Source organism: Bradyrhizobium altum, from assembly GCF_020889705.1.
Classification (GTDB): domain Bacteria; phylum Pseudomonadota; class Alphaproteobacteria; order Rhizobiales; family Xanthobacteraceae; genus Bradyrhizobium; species Bradyrhizobium altum.
On sequence record NZ_JACMYP010000002.1, the window covers coordinates 1 to 17,633 of the forward strand.

General features: G+C 65.1%; 15 protein-coding genes and 2 pseudogenes. 12 read left to right on the forward strand and 5 right to left on the reverse strand.

Annotated features, from left to right (window positions below; genetic code table 11):
* Positions 1–137 (reverse strand): annotated as a pseudogene (locus H8B02_RS01130) (enoyl-CoA hydratase/isomerase family protein); the annotation flags it as partial.
* Between the two features lie 259 nt (positions 138–396).
* Between H8B02_RS01130 and H8B02_RS01135 the strand changes: the two are divergent.
* Complete coding sequence (locus tag H8B02_RS01135) at positions 397–1,614, forward strand: NAD(P)/FAD-dependent oxidoreductase (RefSeq protein WP_229164240.1); 1,218 nt, start codon at positions 397–399, stop codon at positions 1,612–1,614.
* Positions 1,615–1,659: 45 nt separating this feature from the next.
* Here the strand turns inward: H8B02_RS01135 and H8B02_RS01140 are convergent.
* Both H8B02_RS01140 and H8B02_RS01145 read right to left on the reverse strand, forming a co-directional pair.
* Positions 1,660–2,591, reverse strand: a pseudogene (locus H8B02_RS01140) (ribokinase).
* Between the two features lie 21 nt (positions 2,592–2,612).
* Complete coding sequence (locus tag H8B02_RS01145) at positions 2,613–3,506, reverse strand: sugar kinase (RefSeq protein ID WP_229164241.1); 894 nt, start codon at positions 3,504–3,506, stop codon at positions 2,613–2,615.
* 222 nt (positions 3,507–3,728) lie between these two features.
* On the opposite strand from H8B02_RS01145, the gene H8B02_RS01150 reads away from it, so the two are divergent.
* From H8B02_RS01150 to H8B02_RS01195, 10 genes are all read left to right on the forward strand, one after another.
* Positions 3,729–4,586, forward strand: a complete 858-nt coding sequence (locus H8B02_RS01150) for a VOC family protein (protein ID WP_229164243.1) — start codon at positions 3,729–3,731, stop codon at positions 4,584–4,586.
* A gap of 337 nt (positions 4,587–4,923) precedes the next feature.
* A complete protein-coding gene (locus tag H8B02_RS01155; protein WP_229164247.1) occupies positions 4,924–5,580 on the forward strand; it encodes a TetR/AcrR family transcriptional regulator in 657 nt (218 codons plus the stop codon).
* Between the two features lie 360 nt (positions 5,581–5,940).
* Positions 5,941–6,750 carry an ABC transporter permease gene (locus H8B02_RS01160; RefSeq protein WP_229164248.1) on the forward strand — a complete coding sequence of 270 codons (810 nt, stop codon included), beginning with the start codon at positions 5,941–5,943 and terminating at the stop codon, positions 6,748–6,750.
* Positions 6,751–6,809: 59 nt separating this feature from the next.
* Positions 6,810–7,802: an ABC transporter substrate-binding protein gene (locus tag H8B02_RS01165; RefSeq protein WP_376711583.1), complete on the forward strand. Its 993-nt coding sequence runs from the start codon at positions 6,810–6,812 to the stop codon at positions 7,800–7,802.
* A gap of 169 nt (positions 7,803–7,971) precedes the next feature.
* On the forward strand, positions 7,972–8,820 hold the full coding sequence (locus H8B02_RS01170) for an ABC transporter ATP-binding protein (protein WP_229164250.1): 849 nt from the start codon (positions 7,972–7,974) through the stop codon (positions 8,818–8,820).
* Between the two features lie 14 nt (positions 8,821–8,834).
* Positions 8,835–10,238, forward strand: coding sequence for an enolase-like domain-containing protein (locus tag H8B02_RS01175; RefSeq protein ID WP_229164252.1), 1,404 nt, complete (start codon positions 8,835–8,837; stop codon positions 10,236–10,238).
* On the forward strand, positions 10,235–11,386 hold the full coding sequence (locus H8B02_RS01180; RefSeq protein WP_229164254.1) for a Gfo/Idh/MocA family protein: 1,152 nt from the start codon (positions 10,235–10,237) through the stop codon (positions 11,384–11,386). The genes H8B02_RS01175 and H8B02_RS01180 overlap by 4 nt, the downstream gene beginning before the upstream one ends.
* A 15-nt stretch (positions 11,387–11,401) precedes the next feature.
* Positions 11,402–12,595, forward strand: a complete 1,194-nt coding sequence (locus tag H8B02_RS01185; RefSeq protein WP_229164256.1) for a dihydrodipicolinate synthase family protein — start codon at positions 11,402–11,404, stop codon at positions 12,593–12,595.
* The gene (locus H8B02_RS01190; RefSeq protein WP_229164258.1) at positions 12,595–13,458 is read left to right on the forward strand and encodes a sugar phosphate isomerase/epimerase family protein; all 864 of its coding nucleotides are present in this window, start codon (positions 12,595–12,597) and stop codon (positions 13,456–13,458) included. The genes H8B02_RS01185 and H8B02_RS01190 overlap by 1 nt, the downstream gene beginning before the upstream one ends.
* A 113-nt stretch (positions 13,459–13,571) precedes the next feature.
* Complete coding sequence (locus H8B02_RS01195; protein ID WP_229164260.1) at positions 13,572–14,717, forward strand: alpha-hydroxy acid oxidase; 1,146 nt, start codon at positions 13,572–13,574, stop codon at positions 14,715–14,717.
* A gap of 147 nt (positions 14,718–14,864) precedes the next feature.
* Here the strand turns inward: H8B02_RS01195 and H8B02_RS01200 are convergent, their stop codons facing one another.
* Complete coding sequence (locus H8B02_RS01200) at positions 14,865–15,542, reverse strand: potassium channel family protein (protein WP_224942983.1); 678 nt, start codon at positions 15,540–15,542, stop codon at positions 14,865–14,867.
* Positions 15,543–15,683: 141 nt separating this feature from the next.
* Entirely contained in the window at positions 15,684–16,865 is a 1,182-nt protein-coding gene (locus H8B02_RS01205; RefSeq protein ID WP_229164262.1) for a Spy/CpxP family protein refolding chaperone, read from the reverse strand.
* A 30-nt stretch (positions 16,866–16,895) separates the two neighbouring features.
* On the opposite strand from H8B02_RS01205, the gene H8B02_RS01210 reads away from it, so the two are divergent.
* On the forward strand, positions 16,896–17,096 hold the full coding sequence (locus tag H8B02_RS01210; RefSeq protein ID WP_229164264.1) for a hypothetical protein: 201 nt from the start codon (positions 16,896–16,898) through the stop codon (positions 17,094–17,096).
* Positions 17,097–17,633: the final 537 nt, after the last annotated feature.

The window sequence follows — 17,633 nt, forward strand, 5'->3', positions numbered from 1 at the left end:
GCGCCGAGTTGTTCGAGCCTTTTGGCGATCGTCATGTCGATGGCGTTGAACGCGGCCGGCCGGTTCAGCGTGATGGTCGCGATGGCGCCGTCGATGCGGAGCAAGGCGGGGTCATTGGGGGAGGCGGGATCGGGCATTTTAAGGACCTTGGGCTTGTTATTTCCGGACATTTAAGGCCTTGACGGCAGCCGTGGCAATCCGGCCCGGCTTCCGGAGGCGGCTTTCGGGTGCCCAGATTTGCCCGGGACCCCCTTGCATCGGCGCGAGCCATGAGGCCAAATGGCGCGCGCCTTCGGTACGCAGACACGAGCGCTGTGGTGACGGGGCACGCAAGCTAACATCGACAAGAGGAAACGGCATGGGTCACTCCTGCTCGCGCGTATTTGGGTTGTTCCGATGACGGGCTCGGTCATCATCGTCGGCGCCGGACATGCCGGCTTCCAGCTCGCGGCGTCGCTGCGCCAGGCCGGCTTCGCCGAGCGCATTGCCCTGATCAATGACGAGGGCCATTTGCCGTACCAGCGGCCGCCCTTGTCGAAGGCCTATCTGAAGGGGACCGGCGGGCCGGAAACCCTGATGTTCCGGCCCGACAAATTCTACCAGGACAACAAGATCGAGCTGATCACCGATCGCGCCCACGCGGTCGACCGCAACGCACGCAAGGTGATACTCGCCTCCGGCACGTCGCTCGACTATGGCCATCTGGTGTTCGCGACCGGCGCGCGGAACCGGCTGCTCGACATTCCCAACGCAAAGCTCGACGCCGTCCGCTACCTGCGCATCCTGGATGAGAGCCAGGCGCTGCGCGATTTGCTCGCACCCGGCATGCGCGTCGTGGTGATCGGCGCGGGCTTCATCGGGCTCGAATTCGCGGCCACCGCGCGGGCCAAGGGCCTCGAGGTCGACGTGGTCGAACTCGCCTCGCGCGTGATGGCGCGCGCGGTGACCGCGGAGATCTCCGAGTTCTCGCAGTCGCGCCACAGCGCGGCTGGCATCCGGATCCACCTCGGGGTGCAGGTCACGGCGATCGAGGCCGATGGCCCCAAGGTCACCGGCGTCAGCCTGAGCAACGGCACGCACATCCCGGCCGATCTCGTCGTGGTCGGCGTCGGCGTGCTGCCGAATGTCGAGCTCGCGGCGGAGGCCGGCCTGCCGGTCGCATCGGGCATCATCGTCGACGAGCATCTTTCGACCGCCGATCCGAATATCTCCGCGATCGGCGATTGCGCGCTCTACACCAGCAAGCGCTTCGGCGGATCGCTGCGGCTGGAGTCGGTGCAGAACGCGACCGACCATGCGCGCTGCGTGGCGTCACGGCTGACCGGCAAGACCGAGGTCTATGACGGCCTGCCGTGGTTCTGGAGCGACCAGGGCCCCGACAAGCTGCAGATGGCGGGCCTCACCACCGGCTACGACCGCGTCGTGGTGCGCGGCGACCGCGCGCAGGGGGCGTTCTCGGCGTTCTGCTATCGCGGCGACAGGCTGCTCGGCATCGAGTCGGTCAATCGCGCCGGCGATCACATGTTCGGCCGCCGGCTGCTCGGCGCCGGGGGCTCGATCACACCGGAGCAGGCGGCGGATACGAGTTTTGATCTCAAGAGCGCGCTGACGTGACGCCGGCGGTGAGCGGGCCGCTTGCGTGCCGGCTCCCCCCTTGGCTCATCGTGGTCCGTGTCGCTCGGCGGCCAGCACGGACTTGACCTCTTCGACCGTCGGCATGGACGGCGCAGCGCCCATTCTCTGGACACAGATCGACGCCGCGATATTGGCGTATGACATCGCGGCCTGGATCGGCTGTCCGTCCGCGAGCAGGGCCGCGACCGCTCCGACAAAGCAGTCGCCCGCACCGGTGCTGTCGACGGCCTTGACGGCGCGGCCCTGATCGAAGTGCATCTTGCCGTCGACCAGCGCCACAGTGCCGCGTTTGCCCAACGTGACGCAGATCATCTGATCCTCGCGGGCTTGCAGCAATCGCGCGGCTTCCATGAAGGTCTCGTATTTGTCGCCGTCCTTGAGCTCGCGTCCGTGAGGAAGCCTAGCTCGGTCTCGTTGAGGATCAGGACGTCGACGAGATCGAGCAGCGCCTTGTCGGCCTGCTTCGCCGGCGCCGGATTGAGGATCGTGGTGGCGCCAGCGGCGCGGGCGCGTTGGAAGAACGCGGCGATCGACAGCAGCGGAATCTCGAACTGGCTGACCGCGACGTCACCCTTCGCAAGCGCGGGGGCCGCGACATCATCGGCGTCGACCAGCCCGTTGGCGCCCGGCACGACCACGATGGTGTTGTCGGCATTGGCCAGCGTGATGATCGCGGTGCCCGAACGGGTGCCGTCGGTGTCCTTGACCAAGCTGAGATCGACGCCTTGCGCGGCGAGGAACGTTCTCAGCTCCCTGCCGAACGCATCGGTGCCGAGCCGGCCGACCAGCGCGGTTGGTATGCCGAGCTTGGCCGACGCCACCGCCTGGTTGGCGCCCTTGCCGCCGGGAAAATACAGCACGGCCTCCCCGGCGACGGTTTCGCCGACCTTCGGATGGCGCTCGGCGGTCGCCACCACGTCCATATTGATGCTGCCTGCGACGAAGACGCGCCCCATCCCTAACCCCATTCAGCCGTGTCAGGCTTCGGCGCGAAACTCCTGCTTGACCGCCGCGATATCGGCGAGCGTCGGCAGGCCGGCCTCGTTGCCGAGCTTCTGGATCTTGTAGGTCGACGCTGCGCGCGCGAACTCGAAATGCTCATGCCAGGCTTTGCCGGGATTGGCGAGATAGGAATAGATGTAGGCGCCGTGGAAGACGTCGCCGGCGCCGTTGGTGTCGATCACGCGCTTGCGCGGAATCGGCAATGCCGGCAGCGTTTGCACCATGCCCGCCTCGTCGTACCAGAGCAGGCCGCGCTCACCCATGGTGATGCCGCCGACCCGGCAGCCGCGGCTCTTGAGATAGTCGAGCATTTGCTCCGGCGTCTTGTCCATCTGCTCGCACAGCCGTTCGGCGACGATCGCGACGTCGATGAATGCGAGCAGCTCGTGGGTGTTGGTGCGCAGGCCGCCGCCGTCGAGCGAGGTCAAGATACCGTCCTCACGGCAGAGCTTTGCGTAATGGATCGCGGCGTCCGGCTGGTGGCCGTCGATGTGCAGCGCGCGGCAGCCCTTGATGTTCAGCAGCGGAAACGGATGGATGTGCTGGTCGTCGCGGCAGCGGACGATGGCGCGCTTGCCGTCGTTGGGCATGATGAAGGACAGCGAGGAGGAGTTCACCTTGCGGGGATGGAACGAGATGCCGTATTTGTCGGCCATGTCCCAGAACATTCGTCCCAGCCAGTCATTGGCCATGGTGGCGATCAGGTCCGGCTCGACGCCGAGCTTGGCGCAGCAGAACGCCGCGGTCACCGCGTTGCCGCCGAACGACACCGCATAGGCGTCCGCAACGTGCTTCTCGTCGCCGACAGGCATGTGATCCGTGATGAAGGTGACGTCGATATAGGTCTGTCCAATGAAGAGAGCCTGCATTCGCTTCCCGTGATCGCTTGGTGTGGTCCCGGCCGAAGATCAGACTAGCACCGCTGATTGGCCGATATCGCTGAAATTATTCGCAACCCTGCTTGGTTTACAGGTAGAGATGATGGATACCCCGGCCTGTTCTGGTATGCGGCATAATGGCCCGCGGCAGGCCGCGGTTCCGGGATTCGTAAGGAGAAGCACAATGACGGCAGATTCGGGGAGGCCAATGCCATGATTACCGGTCTCGATCATGTCGTCGTCCTCACCGGCGACATTGCTGCCGCCAGCGCCGCCTATGAGACGCTGTTCGCGCGGGCGCCGGCCTGGCGCAATAGCGGCGACGGCGCCGACCGCGTGCTGTTCACGCTCGACAACACGACGCTGGAATTGATGGCGCCGCGCGGCGATGACGATGCCGCCCAGCGCGTCCGCAGCGCGCTCGTCACGCAAGGCGAGGGGCTCGCGAGCCTCTGCTTCCGCACCAGCGATATCGCCAGGACACACCGCAGGCTCGACCGGCTGAACCTGAAGCCCGAGCCCGTCGCCGAGGTCGAGAGCCGCGATGAGACCAGCGGCGCCACGCTGTCGTGGAAGCGGACGCGCGCGGCGACCGATGCGACACGGGGTGTGCGCATGTTCTTCCTGGAGCGGGAGCAGGAGCGGCCGCTGTCGGTGCGCACCACGCCGGCCTCGATCACCGCGATGGATCATGTGGTGGTCTCGACCGCCGACCCGGAACGCGCTGCGGCGCTCTACGGCGCGCGGCTCAGGCTCGACATGGCGCTGGACCGGTCGCATCCCGAGTGGGGCCGGCTGATGTTCTTCCGCTGCGGTGACCTCGTGGTCGAGGTCACGCACCGGCCGGGCAAGGAAAACAAAGCGGAGACGGACGCGCCGGACCGGCTGCGCGGCATCTGCTGGCGCGTCACTGATATCGATGCCACCCGCGCGCGGCTGGTTGCCGCCGGCGTCGACGTCTCGGACATTCGCACCGGCCGCAAGCCCGGCACGCGTGTCATGACAGTGCGCAACGGTACGTGCGGCGTGCCGACGCTCCTGGTGCAGCCCTCGCAGGGAAAGCCAGACTAGGCCGCGTTTCATGCGCGCGTCGTCACGACAGCGTGCACCGCGGGCATTTCCTTGGTCATTCCGGGGCGTGCGTAGCACGAGCCCGGAATCCATCGAGCCACATGTTCTGCGGATGAATGGAATCCGGGCTCGCGCCAAGGGGCGCGCCCTCAGGTGCGCAATTGCGCACCGGGGAATGACGAAAGCTGTCGCTGCGAGAAATATTCCCGCATGGCCGTCACGACAACATTCGTTCTCAAACGCCGCGCGTCATGCTACATTCATTAATCCAGCATCACGGGCGATCGATTTGGCCAAAGCAAAGCGGATACAGAGATGGCAGCGTGACCCCCAGGGGATGCGGCTGCGGATTCTCGAGGCGGCCAAGCAGGAATTCGCCGCCCATGGCCTCGCCGGCGCGCGGGTCGACCGCATCGCGGCCAATGCCGATGCCAACAAGCGCATGCTGTATTACCACGTCGGCAATAAGGAGGATCTCTATCTCGAGGTGCTGGAAGGCGCCTACGAGAAGATCCGCGCCGAGGAGCGCACGCTCGATCTCGAGCATCTCGACCCGTCCGAGGCGATTGGACGCCTGATCGATTTCACGTGGAACTATTTCCTGCGCAACCCCGAGTTCCTGGCGCTGCTGAACACGGAAAACCTCGCCAAGGCAAAACACCTGAAGCGCTCGACCAAGGTCAAGTCGATGCACTCGCCCTTTGTCGAGATGATCCGCACCGTGGTGACGCGCGGGGTCGAGAGCGGCGACTTCCGCGACGCGGTCGATCCGGTGCAGCTCTATATCTCGATCGCCGGGTTGGCGTTCTTCTATCTCTCCAACAGCGCCACGCTGAGCGTGATCTTCGGCCGCGACCTGCTCAAGAAGGACGCCCGCGAGCAGCGCCTCGAGCACATGACCGCGCTGGTGCTGGCGGCGCTGACCGGCAAGTCCACCGCCGCGTTTGGCAGCGCGATGCCGCCGCTGCGCGCGGCGGAACACCGGGTAGTGTGAACGCTGGTGGCCCCGTAGCCCGGATGAGCGAAGCGACATCCGGGACAGACCATCCTCGCGGACGGATTTTTCCCGGATATCGCTGCGCTCCATCCGGGCTACAGCAATCCCTTCGCGACATCGTTCCGCAAAGCGATAGCCTGTAGCCCGGATGGAGCGAAGCGCAATCCGGGGAGCGGCATCCGCGGATAATGCGGTCCCGGATTTCGCTGCGCTTCATCCGGGCTACTGAGCATCAAAAATCTCGCCTGACGAAAGCCGCGTGCCTCTGCGCGATTTTGCTGACTGCGAGGGGCTGGACAGTATTTATCCAACGGGTTAATTTCTGGACGAACAACAGAGACTGCAAGGGAGCGTGACGTGGCGGAGGCAAAGAGCCTTTCGGGCGTGTCGAAGGTGCTGAATGCGGCGTGGGTGCGTCCGTTCCTGTTCCTGGTGGTCATCGTGGTGGCCTGGGACCTCGCGATCCGCCTGTTCCACATCCCGGCCTATCAGATCCCGTCGCCCGGCGACGTCGTCGCGGTGCTGTGGAGCGACTGGCCGGAGCTGCTGCGGCAGTCCTGGCCGACCACCTATGCGACGATCTGCGGTTTCCTGCTCTCGGCACTGTTCGGCATTCCCACAGCGATGCTGATCGCGGGCTCGAAGACGGTCGAGAGCTACGTCTATCCGCTCTTGGTGTTCTCCCAATCGGTGCCGAAGATCGCGATCGCGCCGCTGTTCGTGGTGTGGTTCGGCTTCGGCATCATCCCCAAGGTGATCTCCGCATTCCTGCTCGGCTTCTTCCCCGTCGTGGTCTCGGCGGTGCAGGGCTTCAAGTCGGTCGATCCCGACATGGTCGACCTGGCGCGCGCGATGCAGGGCAGCCGCTTCAAGGTGTTCTGCGCGGTCAACCTGCCGCACGCGATGCCCGCGATCTTCTCCGGCTTGAAGGTCTCCGTGACGCTCGCTGTGGTCGGCGCGGTGGTCGGCGAGTTCGTCGGCTCCAATTCCGGCATCGGCTATGTGATGCAGCGCTCGATCGGCACCTTCGACCTGCCGACGATGTTCGCCGCGCTGGTGATCCTGGCGCTGCTCGGCGTCATCCTGTTCTGGATCGTCGACCGCATCGAGCGGCTGGTGATCCCCTGGCACGTCAGTCAGCGCGACGACATCATCTTCGCGTCCTAGCGCAGCAACCGGACAAGCGGCCCACACAAGGGCCGCGGTACAATAAAGGGAGAACAACCATGAAGCGTTTGATTGCGGTCGCCGGCGCCGCGCTGGCCTGGACCGCGCTTGCGGTGGCTCCAGTGTCCGCGGCCGACAAGGTCGTGCTGATGCTGAACTGGTACGTCTATGGCGAGCACGCGCCGTTCTATTACGGCAAGGCCAAGGGCATCTATGCCACTGAGGGCATCGACCTCGAGATCCAGGAAGGCCGCGGCTCGGCCGCGACCACGCAGGCGGTGGCGGCCAAGACCGCCGATTTCGGCTATGTCGACGTGCCGACGATGATGCGCGCCGCGGTGAAGGGCGCGCCGGTCATCGCCACCGGCGTGCTGCTGCAGACCAGCCCGATGTCGGCGATGGGCTTGGTCGACAAGAACATCAGGAAGCCGGAGGACATCAAGGGCAAGACGGTCGCGATCACGCCGGCGGATTCGATGACGCAGATCTGGCCGCTGTTTCTGAAGAAGACCGGCCTGAAGGAAAGCGACTTCCAGACCGTCGTCGGCGACGGCCAGACCAAGCTCAATGCCGTCATCAACGGCCAGGCCGATCTGTTGCTCGGCTACGTCATGGACCAGTCGATGAAGATCAAGGACGCCACGGGCAAGGACGTCTATCCGATCAAGTTCGCCGACTACGGCATCAACATGGTGTCGTCCGGCATCATCGCGAACTCCGACTATGTGAAGGCCAATGCCGACTTGGTCCGCCGCTTCATGTCGGCGACCACCAAGGCGGTGGAAGCTGCGGAGAAAGAGCCGAAGGCGGCCGCGCAGTCGATCCTCGACGCCAACCCAAAGGGCGGCAAGATCGACACGCTGACGCTGGGTTTTGAGCTGACGATCCCGCTCTATCGCACACCGGAGACCAAGGCCAAGCGGCCGTTCCAGGTCACCGATCAGAACATGACGGAATCGGTCAATCTGATGGTCGAATATGGCGGCCTCGACGCCAAGGCCAATCCGAAGGCGTTCTACACCAATGACTATCTGCCGAAGGGTGACTCGTGAACCGTAAACTCCCGCTGTCGTCCCTGCCGAGTGCGCTATTGCGCACGGAGCAGGGACCCATAACCACCGGCCCTGATTGGTGCGGAAGGTCTCAGCCCGTGTGCCCGAACGAGAGGACACGGCGTATGGGTCCCTGCTTTCGCAGGGACGACGGGTGGAGAGGATTGCGATGAATCCTGCAACCAGACCCGCCGACATCAGCCAGCCCGCCGCGCATCTGCGCCTGGTCTCGGACCGCGCGGCCGGCGCCACGCCGGGCATCAAACTGTCAGGCGTGTCGAAGACCTACCGTTCGCGCGACGGCGATGTGCCGTCGCTGCGGCCGCTCGACTTCACCATCAATGACGGCGAGTTCTTTGTCGTGGTCGGGCCCTCAGGCTGCGGCAAGTCCACGCTGCTCAAGATGATCTCGGGCCTGTTGCCGCCGACGACGGGCGAGGTGCTGGTCGACGGCGAGCCGGTGACCAGGCCGCACGGCAATGTCGGCATCGTGTTCCAGAACGCGCTGCTGCTGCCGTGGCGCAACATCCTCTCCAACGTGATGTTGCCGATCGACATGAAGCAGCTGCCGCGGGACAAGTATCTTGCCCGCGCCAAGGCGCTGCTCAAGCTGGTCGGGCTCGAAGGTTTCGAGAAGAAGCTGCCGTGGCAGCTGTCCGGCGGCATGCAGCAGCGCGCCTCGATCTGCCGCGCGCTGGTGCATGATCCCAAGATCATGCTGATGGACGAGCCGTTCGGCGCGCTCGACGCCATGACGCGCGAGCGGATGAATGTCGAGCTGATGCGGATCCAGCGCGAGACCGGCAAGACCGTGCTCCTGATCACGCACTCGATCCCGGAAGCCGTGTTCCTCGCCGACCGCGTTCTCGTGATGACCGAGCGGCCCGGCGCGATCGCCGCGATCTATGACGTGCCGATGCCACGGCCGCGCTCGCTCGAGACGATGTCCGATCCCGTCTTCACCGAACTGGTGCAGCGGATCCGCAAGCATTTCTTCACGCAGGGGTCGCTGGACTAACACCCGAGTCTCCAATGCCGCTTCGTCTCAAAGTCAACGATATCGCCTTCTTCGAACGGCCGCTGGTGTTCGCCCGGCCGTTCCGTTTCGGCGCGGTGACGATCACCGCGTCGACGCAGCTGTTCGTGCGGGTCGAGATCGAGGTGGAGGGCAAGGGCCGGGCGACCGGCGCCAGCGCCGAAATGCTGGCGCCGAAATGGTTCGACAAGCGGCCGCATCTGACGGAGGCACAGTCGCTCGACGGCCTTCGCCGCTCGCTTGCGGTTGCCCGCGAGCTTTATCTGGCGAACAGGGGCTTTGATACCGCGTTCGGCCTGCACGCCAAGTGTATCGGCCCGCAGGTCGCTGCCTGCGCTGCGGAGGATATTCCACCGCTCGCCGCCGGCTTTGGCCCGGCCGAGATCGACAAGGCGATCCTCGATGGGTTGCTGCGCGCGGCGGGTGTCAACTTCTTCGATGGCATGACCGGCAATATCGCTGATATCGACGCGCGGCTGACGCCGGATGTCGACGACGCGGCCATCGCGCGGTTCCTGTCGACACGTGAGCGGCTCGATCGTGTCGCCGTCCGGCATACGGTCGGGATGGACGATGAGGTTGAAGGTGAGGGCGGCGTCGCCGACGTAGGCGAGAACGCCGGTGCGCGCTATTTCAAGCTCAAGCTGAACGGCGATCCCGCCCATGACGCAGCGCGGCTGGCGCGGATCGGCAGCGAGCTCGCAAGGCTGCCTTACGCCACCAAGGTCACGCTCGACGCCAACGAGCAGTATGCCGACCTTGCCGCACTGAGCGCGCTGGTCGACCGGCTCGACCACGATGCGGCGCTCGAGCCGATCGCGGCGAACCTGCTCTACATCGAGCAGCCGATGCCGCGCGATATCACCAAGGCTTCGCCGCTCGGGGGACTGGCCGCGCGCAGCTTCATCATCGACGAGGCCGACGATTCCTACGATGCATTCCCGCAAGCGCGGGCGCTCGGCTATCGCGGCATTTCTTCGAAATCGTGCAAGGGCATCTACAAGTCGATCATCAATGCGACGCGTGCGGCAGCATGGAGCGCGGATGGCCGGTATTTCATCAGCGGCGAAGACCTGACCTGTCAGGCCGGGCTCAGCGTGCAGCAGGACCTCGCGCTCGGGGCGCTGATCGGCGTCACCCATGCCGAACGCAACGGACATCATTACGTCGACGGCTTTGCCGACACCCCGGCCGATGAGGCCGATGCCTTTCTCGCCGCGCATCCCGATCTCTACACGCGCGCCGGCGGCAAGGTCCGCCTCGCGATCCATGACGGCGACCTGCTGACAGGATCGATCGCCGCCGCGCCGGGCTTTGCCAGTTCGATCCATCCGGACTGGTCCACCATGCAGCCGCTCAAGCGGCCCACACCACGCGTTTCGCAGGAGCAGACAGCATGACGACCAAACGCCTCGGCCTGATCATGAACGGCATTACCGGCCGGATGGGCCTCAACCAGCATCTGATCCGCTCAATCGTCGCGATCCGCGAGCAGGGCGGCGTGCAGCTCGCGAATGGCGACCGCATCATGCCCGATCCGATCCTGGTCGGCCGCGACGCGGAGAAGGTCGCTAGCCTGGCCAAGCGCTTCAACATCGAGCGGCACACCACCGATCTCGATCGCGCGCTGGCCGATGAGGGCGACGCCGTGTTCTTCGACGCCGCCACCACGCAGGCGCGGCCATCGCTGCTGACCAAGGCGATCAACGCCGGCAAGCATGTCTATTGCGAGAAGCCGATCGCGACCAATCTCGAGGAAGCCGTTGCGGTCGTGAAGCTTGCCAATGCCAGGGGACTCAAGCACGGCACGGTGCAGGACAAGCTGTTCCTGCCGGGCCTGAAGAAGCTCGCCTTCCTGCGCGACTCCGGCTTCTTCGGCCGCATGCTCTCGGTGCGCGGCGAATTCGGCTATTGGGTCTTCGAGGGCGGCTGGCAGGAGGCGCAACGGCCGTCGTGGAACTACCGCGCCGAGGATGGCGGCGGCATCATTCTGGATATGGTCTGCCACTGGCGCTACGTGCTCGACAATCTCTTCGGCGAGGTCGAGAGCGTGGTCTGCATCGGAACGACCGATATCCCCGAGCGCTATGACGAGAAGGGCAAGCAGTACCAGGCGACCGCCGACGATTCCGCTTACGCCACCTTCAAGTTGAAGGGCGGCGTGATCGCGCATATCAACATGAGCTGGGTGACGCGCGTCTACCGCGACGACCTCGTCACCTTCCAGGTCGACGGCACCCATGGCTCGGCGGTGGCGGGCCTGACCGATTGCATGATCCAGGCGCGCCAGGCGACGCCGCGGCCGGTGTGGAATCCAGACGAGAAGCGCATGCACGATTTCTATGCCGACTGGCAGAAGCTGCCCGAGAATGTCGTCTACGATAACGGTTTCAAGGAGCAGTGGGAGATGTTCATCCGCCATGTCTGCGAGGACGCGCCCTACAAATACACCCTGCTCGAAGGCGCCAAGGGCGTGCAGCTCGCCGAATGCGCGCTGAAGAGCTGGAAGGAGCGGCGCTGGATCGACGTCGCCCCGATCGTGGTCTGAGAAAGGGCTTTTGTCATGAACAAGCCGGTCCTGCCGATATCGTCGCTGTCGCTGAAGCTGCCGACCGCCGATGGCGGTCTCGAGACCTATCGCGTGGCCGCGTCGCGGACTTTTCCGGCGAAGCTCGAGGGCACGCTGAACCGCGTCGCGTTCTCTGCCGCCCATGTGGTCGCCAATCCGCGCGCCGACGTCGATCCCTGGCTGACGGCCGCGATCGACTGGGACAAGACGATCGCGTTCCGCGAGCACGTCTGGGACCTCGGCCTTGGCGTTGCCGAGGCGATGGATACCGCCCAGCGTGGCATGGGCCTCGATTGGGCGACCTCGCTTGAATTGATCCAGCGCTCGGTGAGAGCGGCGAAGGCAAAAGGCAACGCACTGGTGTTCTCGGGCGCCGGCACCGACCATCTCGCGGTGGAGGACGCCAGGTCGATCGACGACGTGATCCGCGCCTATGAGGAGCAGATCGCGGCGGTCGAGAAAGCGGGGGGGCGCATCATCCTGATGGCCTCGCGCGCGCTGGCAAAGCTCGGCAGGAATGCGGACGATTACGCGAAGGTCTATGACCGTGTGTTGTCGCAGGTCCGCGAGCCCGTGATCATCCATTGGCTCGGCGACATGTTCGATCCGGCTCTGTCAGGCTACTGGGGAACGGCAGACCTCGACAAGGCGATGGACATTGCGATTGCGATCATCAACGCCAATGCCGCCAAGGTCGATGGCGTCAAGGTCTCGCTGCTCGACAAGCAGCGCGAGATCGACATGCGGCGGCGGCTCGATCCGCGCGTCAAGATGTACACCGGCGACGATTTCAACTATGCGGAGCTGATCGCCGGCGACGACAAGGGCTTCTCGCACGCGCTGCTCGGCATCTTCGATGCGATTGCGCCCGCCGCGTCCTACGCGCTGTCGCGGCTGGCTGCGGGTGATGAGGCCGGCTTCCACGACGTGCTGGGACCAACGGTGCCGCTGTCGCGCCACATCTTCAAGGCGCCGACGCGCTTCTACAAGACCGGCATCGTGTTCATGGCCTATCTCAACGGCCATCAGGATCACTTCACAATGGTCGGCGGGCAGGAGAGCGCGCGCTCGACCCTGCATCTCGCCGAGCTGTTCCGGCTCGCCGACAAATCGGGGCTGCTCGCCAATCCGGAAGCTGCGACGCGCCGAATGGCGGCGATCATGGCCACGCGGGGCGTTGACGGCTGATGCGCGACTTTTCCAACGACCACCGCTGGCTGTCGCTCAACACGGCGACCGTCCGCAAGCAGGGCGATCTCTTCGCCATCATCGAGGCCTGCGCGCGCCACGGCATCCGCGCCATCGATCCCTGGCGCGACCAGGTCGCTAGCGTCGGCCTCGACCGCGCCGTGCGTGCAGTGAAAGATGCCGGGCTTGATCTCTCGGGCTATTGCCGCGGAGGCATGTTCACGGCTGACAGCGCGCATCGCAGCGAGCCTCGCGACGACAATCGCCGCGCGGTCGACGAGGCGGCTGCGCTCGGCGCTCCCTGCATCGTGCTCGTGGCCGGCGGCCTGCCGCAATATTCGCGGCCGGGCAGCGCTGCGTCCAAGGACATCGCGACGGCTCGATCCCAGGTGCGCGACGGCATCGCCGAGATGCTGGAGTACGCAAAACAGGCAAAGCTGCCGCTCGCGATCGAGCCGCTGCATCCGGCCTATGCCGCCGACCGCGCCTGCGTGAACACCACGAAACACGCGCTCGACATCTGCGATGCGCTCGATCCCGGCCGCACCGGCGCGATCGGCGTTGCGCTCGACGTCTATCACATCTGGTGGGATCCGGAGCTGAAGACCCAGATCGCGCGCGCCGGCAAGGACCGGCTGCTCGCGTTCCACGTCTGCGACTGGCTGGTGCCGACCAAGGACATCCTCAACGACCGCGGCATGATGGGCGACGGCGTGATCGACATCAAATCCGTGCGCACGATGGTCGAAGCGCAGGGCTTTGCCGGTTATTCGGAGATCGAGATCTTCTCGAATGACTGGTGGAGCCGGCCGCTGGACGACGTGCTGCGGACTTGCATCGCGCGGCACCGCTCGGTGGTCTGACCCAACGACCGGCTCGGTGGACAAGGCGAAGCGTGCCCGTTATTCCGGGTGCTGTGGGTGTGAACGGCACTAGGAGCCGTTTAACTCCGCGGTCCGGACCTTCGGAGCACGACATGCGTTTGAGCGATTGCCACAATTTCCATGACTTCCGCGAACTGGCGAGGCGGCGACTTCCGGGGCCGATCTTCGACTATATCGACGGCGGGGCGGACGATGAGGCGACGCTTCGGCAGAACACCGCGAGCTTCGAGCGTTGCGATCTGGTGCCCAATGTCCTGCGCGGCGTGGAGAACGTGGACCTCTCGGTCACCGTGATGGGCCAGAAGCTTGCGACGCCATTCTATTGTTCGCCAACCGCGCTGCAGCGTCTGTTTCATCATCAGGGCGAGCGGGCTGTCGCCGCCGCGGCAGCGAAATACGGTACGATGTTCGGCGTGTCCTCGCTCGGGACCGTGAGCCTGGAGGAATTGCGCAAGGCCTATGCTACGCCGCAGGTCTATCAGTTCTATTTTCACCGGGACCGCGGCCTGAACACGGCGATGATGCAGCGCGCCAAGCAGGCCGGCGTCGACGTGATGATGCTGACTGTCGACAGCATCACCGGCGGCAACCGCGAGCGCGACCTGCGGACCGGGTTCTCGATTCCTTTCCGGCTGACGCTCGGCGGCATGCTGCAATTCGCCATCAAGCCTGCCTGGGCCATCAACTACGTCACACATGAGAGCTTCAAGCTGCCGCAACTCGACGAGCACGTCGACATGAGCGGCGGTGCGATGTCGATCGGGCGTTACTTCACGGAAATGCTCGATCCCGCCATGACGTGGGACGACGTCGCGCAAATGGTCCGGCAGTGGAACGGCCAGTTTTGCCTGAAGGGCGTCATGTCGGTTGATGATGCCAAGCGCGCGGTTGAGATCGGTTGCACCGGCATCATTCTGTCCAACCACGGCGGCCGGCAGCTCGACGGCTCGCGGGCAGCGTTCGATCAGCTGGCCGAGATCGTCGATGCGGTGGGCGACCGGATCGATGTGATGATGGACGGCGGCATCAAGCGGGGCAGTCATGTGCTGAAGGCGCTGTCGCTGGGCGCCAAGGCCGTCGGCCTTGGGCGCTTCTATCTCTATCCGCTGGCGTCGGCCGGCCAGGTCGGAGTCGAGCGGGCGCTCGGTCTGCTGCAGGCGGAGTTGGTGCGGGACATGCGGCTGATGGGGTGTTCCTCGATCAGCCAGCTCTCCCGCGCAAACTTGCGGTTCAGATAGCCGCCCGATCGCTCAGAGGTCCTGCGTCAACGCGGCGCCGATCTGCTCCAGTGCCCAATCGATCTGATTGCGTGTGGGTTATCGGCCCGGCCGGCTTAAAGGATGCCACGCACCAAATTTGGTCGATCCTGTCAGCGCCGCTGCGCTCTAGGAATCCTGATCGCTGTGCGTGATCTCCAGCGTCACGAGCCGCGCCAGCAGCGTTGCGGGATAGAGCTGGCCGAAGATCGCCTCGAGATTGCATAGGCTGCGTGCGATCGGATGCAGCGGAGCGACGTCGCCATAGCCCGTGGTCGTCAGCGTCATGAAGCTGAAATAGATCAGCTCGTTCGCCAGCGCCGGGCTGTCCTCCATCTTCATCCCGGAAAAGGCTTTCGGCAGCAGCGTGCCGATGAAGGTGTAGAGTGCCGAGAAGATCACGGCAACGGAGAGATAGAGCAAGACGGCGCCGATCACGCGGTGATAGGTCACGCGGCCCGGCGCAAATGTCGCACGAGCCACCGTCACGGCCAGGGTAATGCCGACGATCAGCCACGAGCCCGCGAACAGATTGAGGTCGAGGATCGAGGGCGAGCGCAGCCGCAAGATCCCGCCCGTGACGATCATGGCGAGTGCAACCAGCATCGCGGTGACCGCAATTGCGCTGCCCGACATCAGGAACACGCCGCCGACCAGGAACAGCGCGAGAAACAGCTCGAAGATCTGGAATTCGAACAGGCCGAGCGCCTGCAGGGGCGCCACCACGAACATCATCACAAGGATCAGGATGGTGAGCACGGTCAGCAAGGAATCGCCCCAGCGCTCGCGTAGCTCGCCAGTCCTCATCCAACCGCGCTTCATTCCCGCCCCGTCGTTCGGCATCGCATCAGCATGCTGGTGCCAGACATTGCTGCGCGGCGGCTGCAAAGGCAAGATGGGGGACCGACATCCGGCGCGCCCGGCGATCCAGATCGCCGGACGGCCGTCTCAGGGGCTCGCGACTTGCTGCAGCGTGTTGAAGCGAGCTTTCTGCTCGCTGCTCAGCATGGCATAGAACTTGTCCAGTGCAGGCTCGATCAACTTCGCGGCCTTCTGCATGGCCTCGAGCCGGTGCTGCATCGCCTCCAGGCGGCCGACTGGCGTCAGCGGCACGTCGTTCGGGCAGGCTGCCTGCAGGTCCGCTATGGCTGTTTTGGTCGCATCGCTCAGGCGGTCGAGCGCTTCCTTCTGCTTGCCCGCCGGATGAAGCGAGGCCTCGATCCTGTTGATCGGCAGCTGGGCCAGGTCGGATTTCGAATCGCTGCAATTCCCGGATTGCGCGGTCGTTTGCTGTTGCGGCGAACGCTCGCCGACATGTGGACCGAGCGCATTGAAGCGGGCCTGTTGCTCGTCGCTGAGCGAGCTGTAGAAACTCTCCAGGGCCGGCCGCACGATCTTGATCGCCTCGAGCGTCGCGCTGATGCGGTTTTGCATCGACCGCAAGCGGCCGGCTGGCGTCATGGCATAGCTGTCCGCGCAGGAATCCTTGAAGATATCGGCTGCCTTCGCCGCTGATGTCTTCAACTCGTCGAGGAGCGCGCGCTGCTGCTGGCTCGGCCGTACCGCCCGCGTGATGTCGGCAAGTGGCCAGGCTGTGACGCCCTTGTCCGGCTCTCCGCATAACTGCTTGATTGCCTGCGGACTCGTATCGGCGCGTTGGCGGGACCGATCGCGGCCTGCGGTGGCCGGATAGTCGCCAGGGTTGATGCTGGCATAGGCGGAGTAGGGACTGTTGGTGTCCCAGAACACGGTGTCCACGAAGTCGTCATAGGCGTAGGCCCAATAGCCGGGCTCGTAGGCATAGGACCAGAACGTGTAGTCAAAAATATCCGAATAGGCGTAAGGCAGGAACACCGGGCCAAGCCACGCCACGAACGCCGCGCGGTGGCCGCGTCGCCAGGCATTCCGGGGCGCCCAGCCGCCTTGGCGCATCGCAAGCGCCGCCTGGCTTTGCGCACCTGCCTGGTCGCGGAAGCGTGCGGCAAATCGCTCGCGCTGGGCCGCCTGCGTCGCGGCCGTGGTCGCGGCGGCGGCCCCAACCGTTGTTGCGGCGGACCCAACCGTTGTTGCCGGCGCCAATCGCTGCTGACGGGCAAGGTCGGCTTGCTGTGAGCGCTGCTCGCGCTGCAACAGGCGGCTCTGCGCCTGCAGCGCGCGGTCATGGACACGTTGCGCGCGTGCGCCTTCGACCTTTTGCGATTGCAATTGCTGCACGCGTTGCTGCAGGCGATCGATCCGGGTCTGCCGCTCCGCGGTCTGGTGCGAGAGCGCATCACGCTGCCGCTGCTGCGCCGCCTGCTGGCGTTGCTGGATCAATTGCTGATGCTGCTGCGCGCGCTGTTGAACTCGCTCCGTCGGTGACGGTCGCTCGCTCAAGCGCGACGGTGAGCTCGCGCGTGATGGCGCGGCAATATGCGGAGCCTGACGCTGCAGCGAGACCCCACGACGGAATTCGGGTCGATGCGTTGCGATCCGCGGCGCAGCGATATGGGAGGCTTGGCGCACCGACGGGGCGGCGAAATGCGGTGCCGGGCGCGGCGCCATCGCCGGTCGCTGCGGGGCATGGAACGCGGGTGCTGCCGGCCGTGCCATCGCTGGTGGCCGAGACATTGCAGGTGGTCTCGCCATTGCGGGCGGGGCGGTGTGGACCATCGGCGCGGGACGCGCCATTGCTGGTGGCGCGGCTGGACGTGCGCCGCCGGGCGCTCCACCCTTATGTGGCTGGGCGGCAGCGCCGCTCGCCGCCAGCATCGAGGCACCAACCAAAAGCACAGCAAAACAAATACCGCGGGGAGGCATGAGCATGGCTCTCTGTCCATCCCTGCCCACAAAGCTTCAACGCGCAGACGTCGAAATCGTTCTTGTCGGCCACGGCCGGCGCTGCGGTCTTCCGACGCA

Coding starts and splice junctions, on each gene's coding strand:
- H8B02_RS01180 (WP_229164254.1), top strand. CDS start 10,235: ATGACGACCAAACGCCTCGGCCTGATCATGAACGGCATTACCGGCCGG.
- H8B02_RS01135 (WP_229164240.1), top strand. CDS start 397: ATGACGGGCTCGGTCATCATCGTCGGCGCCGGACATGCCGGCTTCCAG.
- H8B02_RS01145 (WP_229164241.1), bottom strand. CDS start 3,506: ATGCAGGCTCTCTTCATTGGACAGACCTATATCGACGTCACCTTCATC.
- H8B02_RS01170 (WP_229164250.1), top strand. CDS start 7,972: ATGAATCCTGCAACCAGACCCGCCGACATCAGCCAGCCCGCCGCGCAT.
- H8B02_RS01190 (WP_229164258.1), top strand. CDS start 12,595: ATGCGCGACTTTTCCAACGACCACCGCTGGCTGTCGCTCAACACGGCG.
- H8B02_RS01210 (WP_229164264.1), top strand. CDS start 16,896: ATGGACACGTTGCGCGCGTGCGCCTTCGACCTTTTGCGATTGCAATTG.
- H8B02_RS01165 (WP_376711583.1), top strand. CDS start 6,810: ATGAAGCGTTTGATTGCGGTCGCCGGCGCCGCGCTGGCCTGGACCGCG.
- H8B02_RS01155 (WP_229164247.1), top strand. CDS start 4,924: ATGCGGCTGCGGATTCTCGAGGCGGCCAAGCAGGAATTCGCCGCCCAT.
- H8B02_RS01175 (WP_229164252.1), top strand. CDS start 8,835: ATGCCGCTTCGTCTCAAAGTCAACGATATCGCCTTCTTCGAACGGCCG.
- H8B02_RS01200 (WP_224942983.1), bottom strand. CDS start 15,542: ATGAGGACTGGCGAGCTACGCGAGCGCTGGGGCGATTCCTTGCTGACC.
- H8B02_RS01185 (WP_229164256.1), top strand. CDS start 11,402: ATGAACAAGCCGGTCCTGCCGATATCGTCGCTGTCGCTGAAGCTGCCG.
- H8B02_RS01150 (WP_229164243.1), top strand. CDS start 3,729: ATGATTACCGGTCTCGATCATGTCGTCGTCCTCACCGGCGACATTGCT.
- H8B02_RS01195 (WP_229164260.1), top strand. CDS start 13,572: ATGCGTTTGAGCGATTGCCACAATTTCCATGACTTCCGCGAACTGGCG.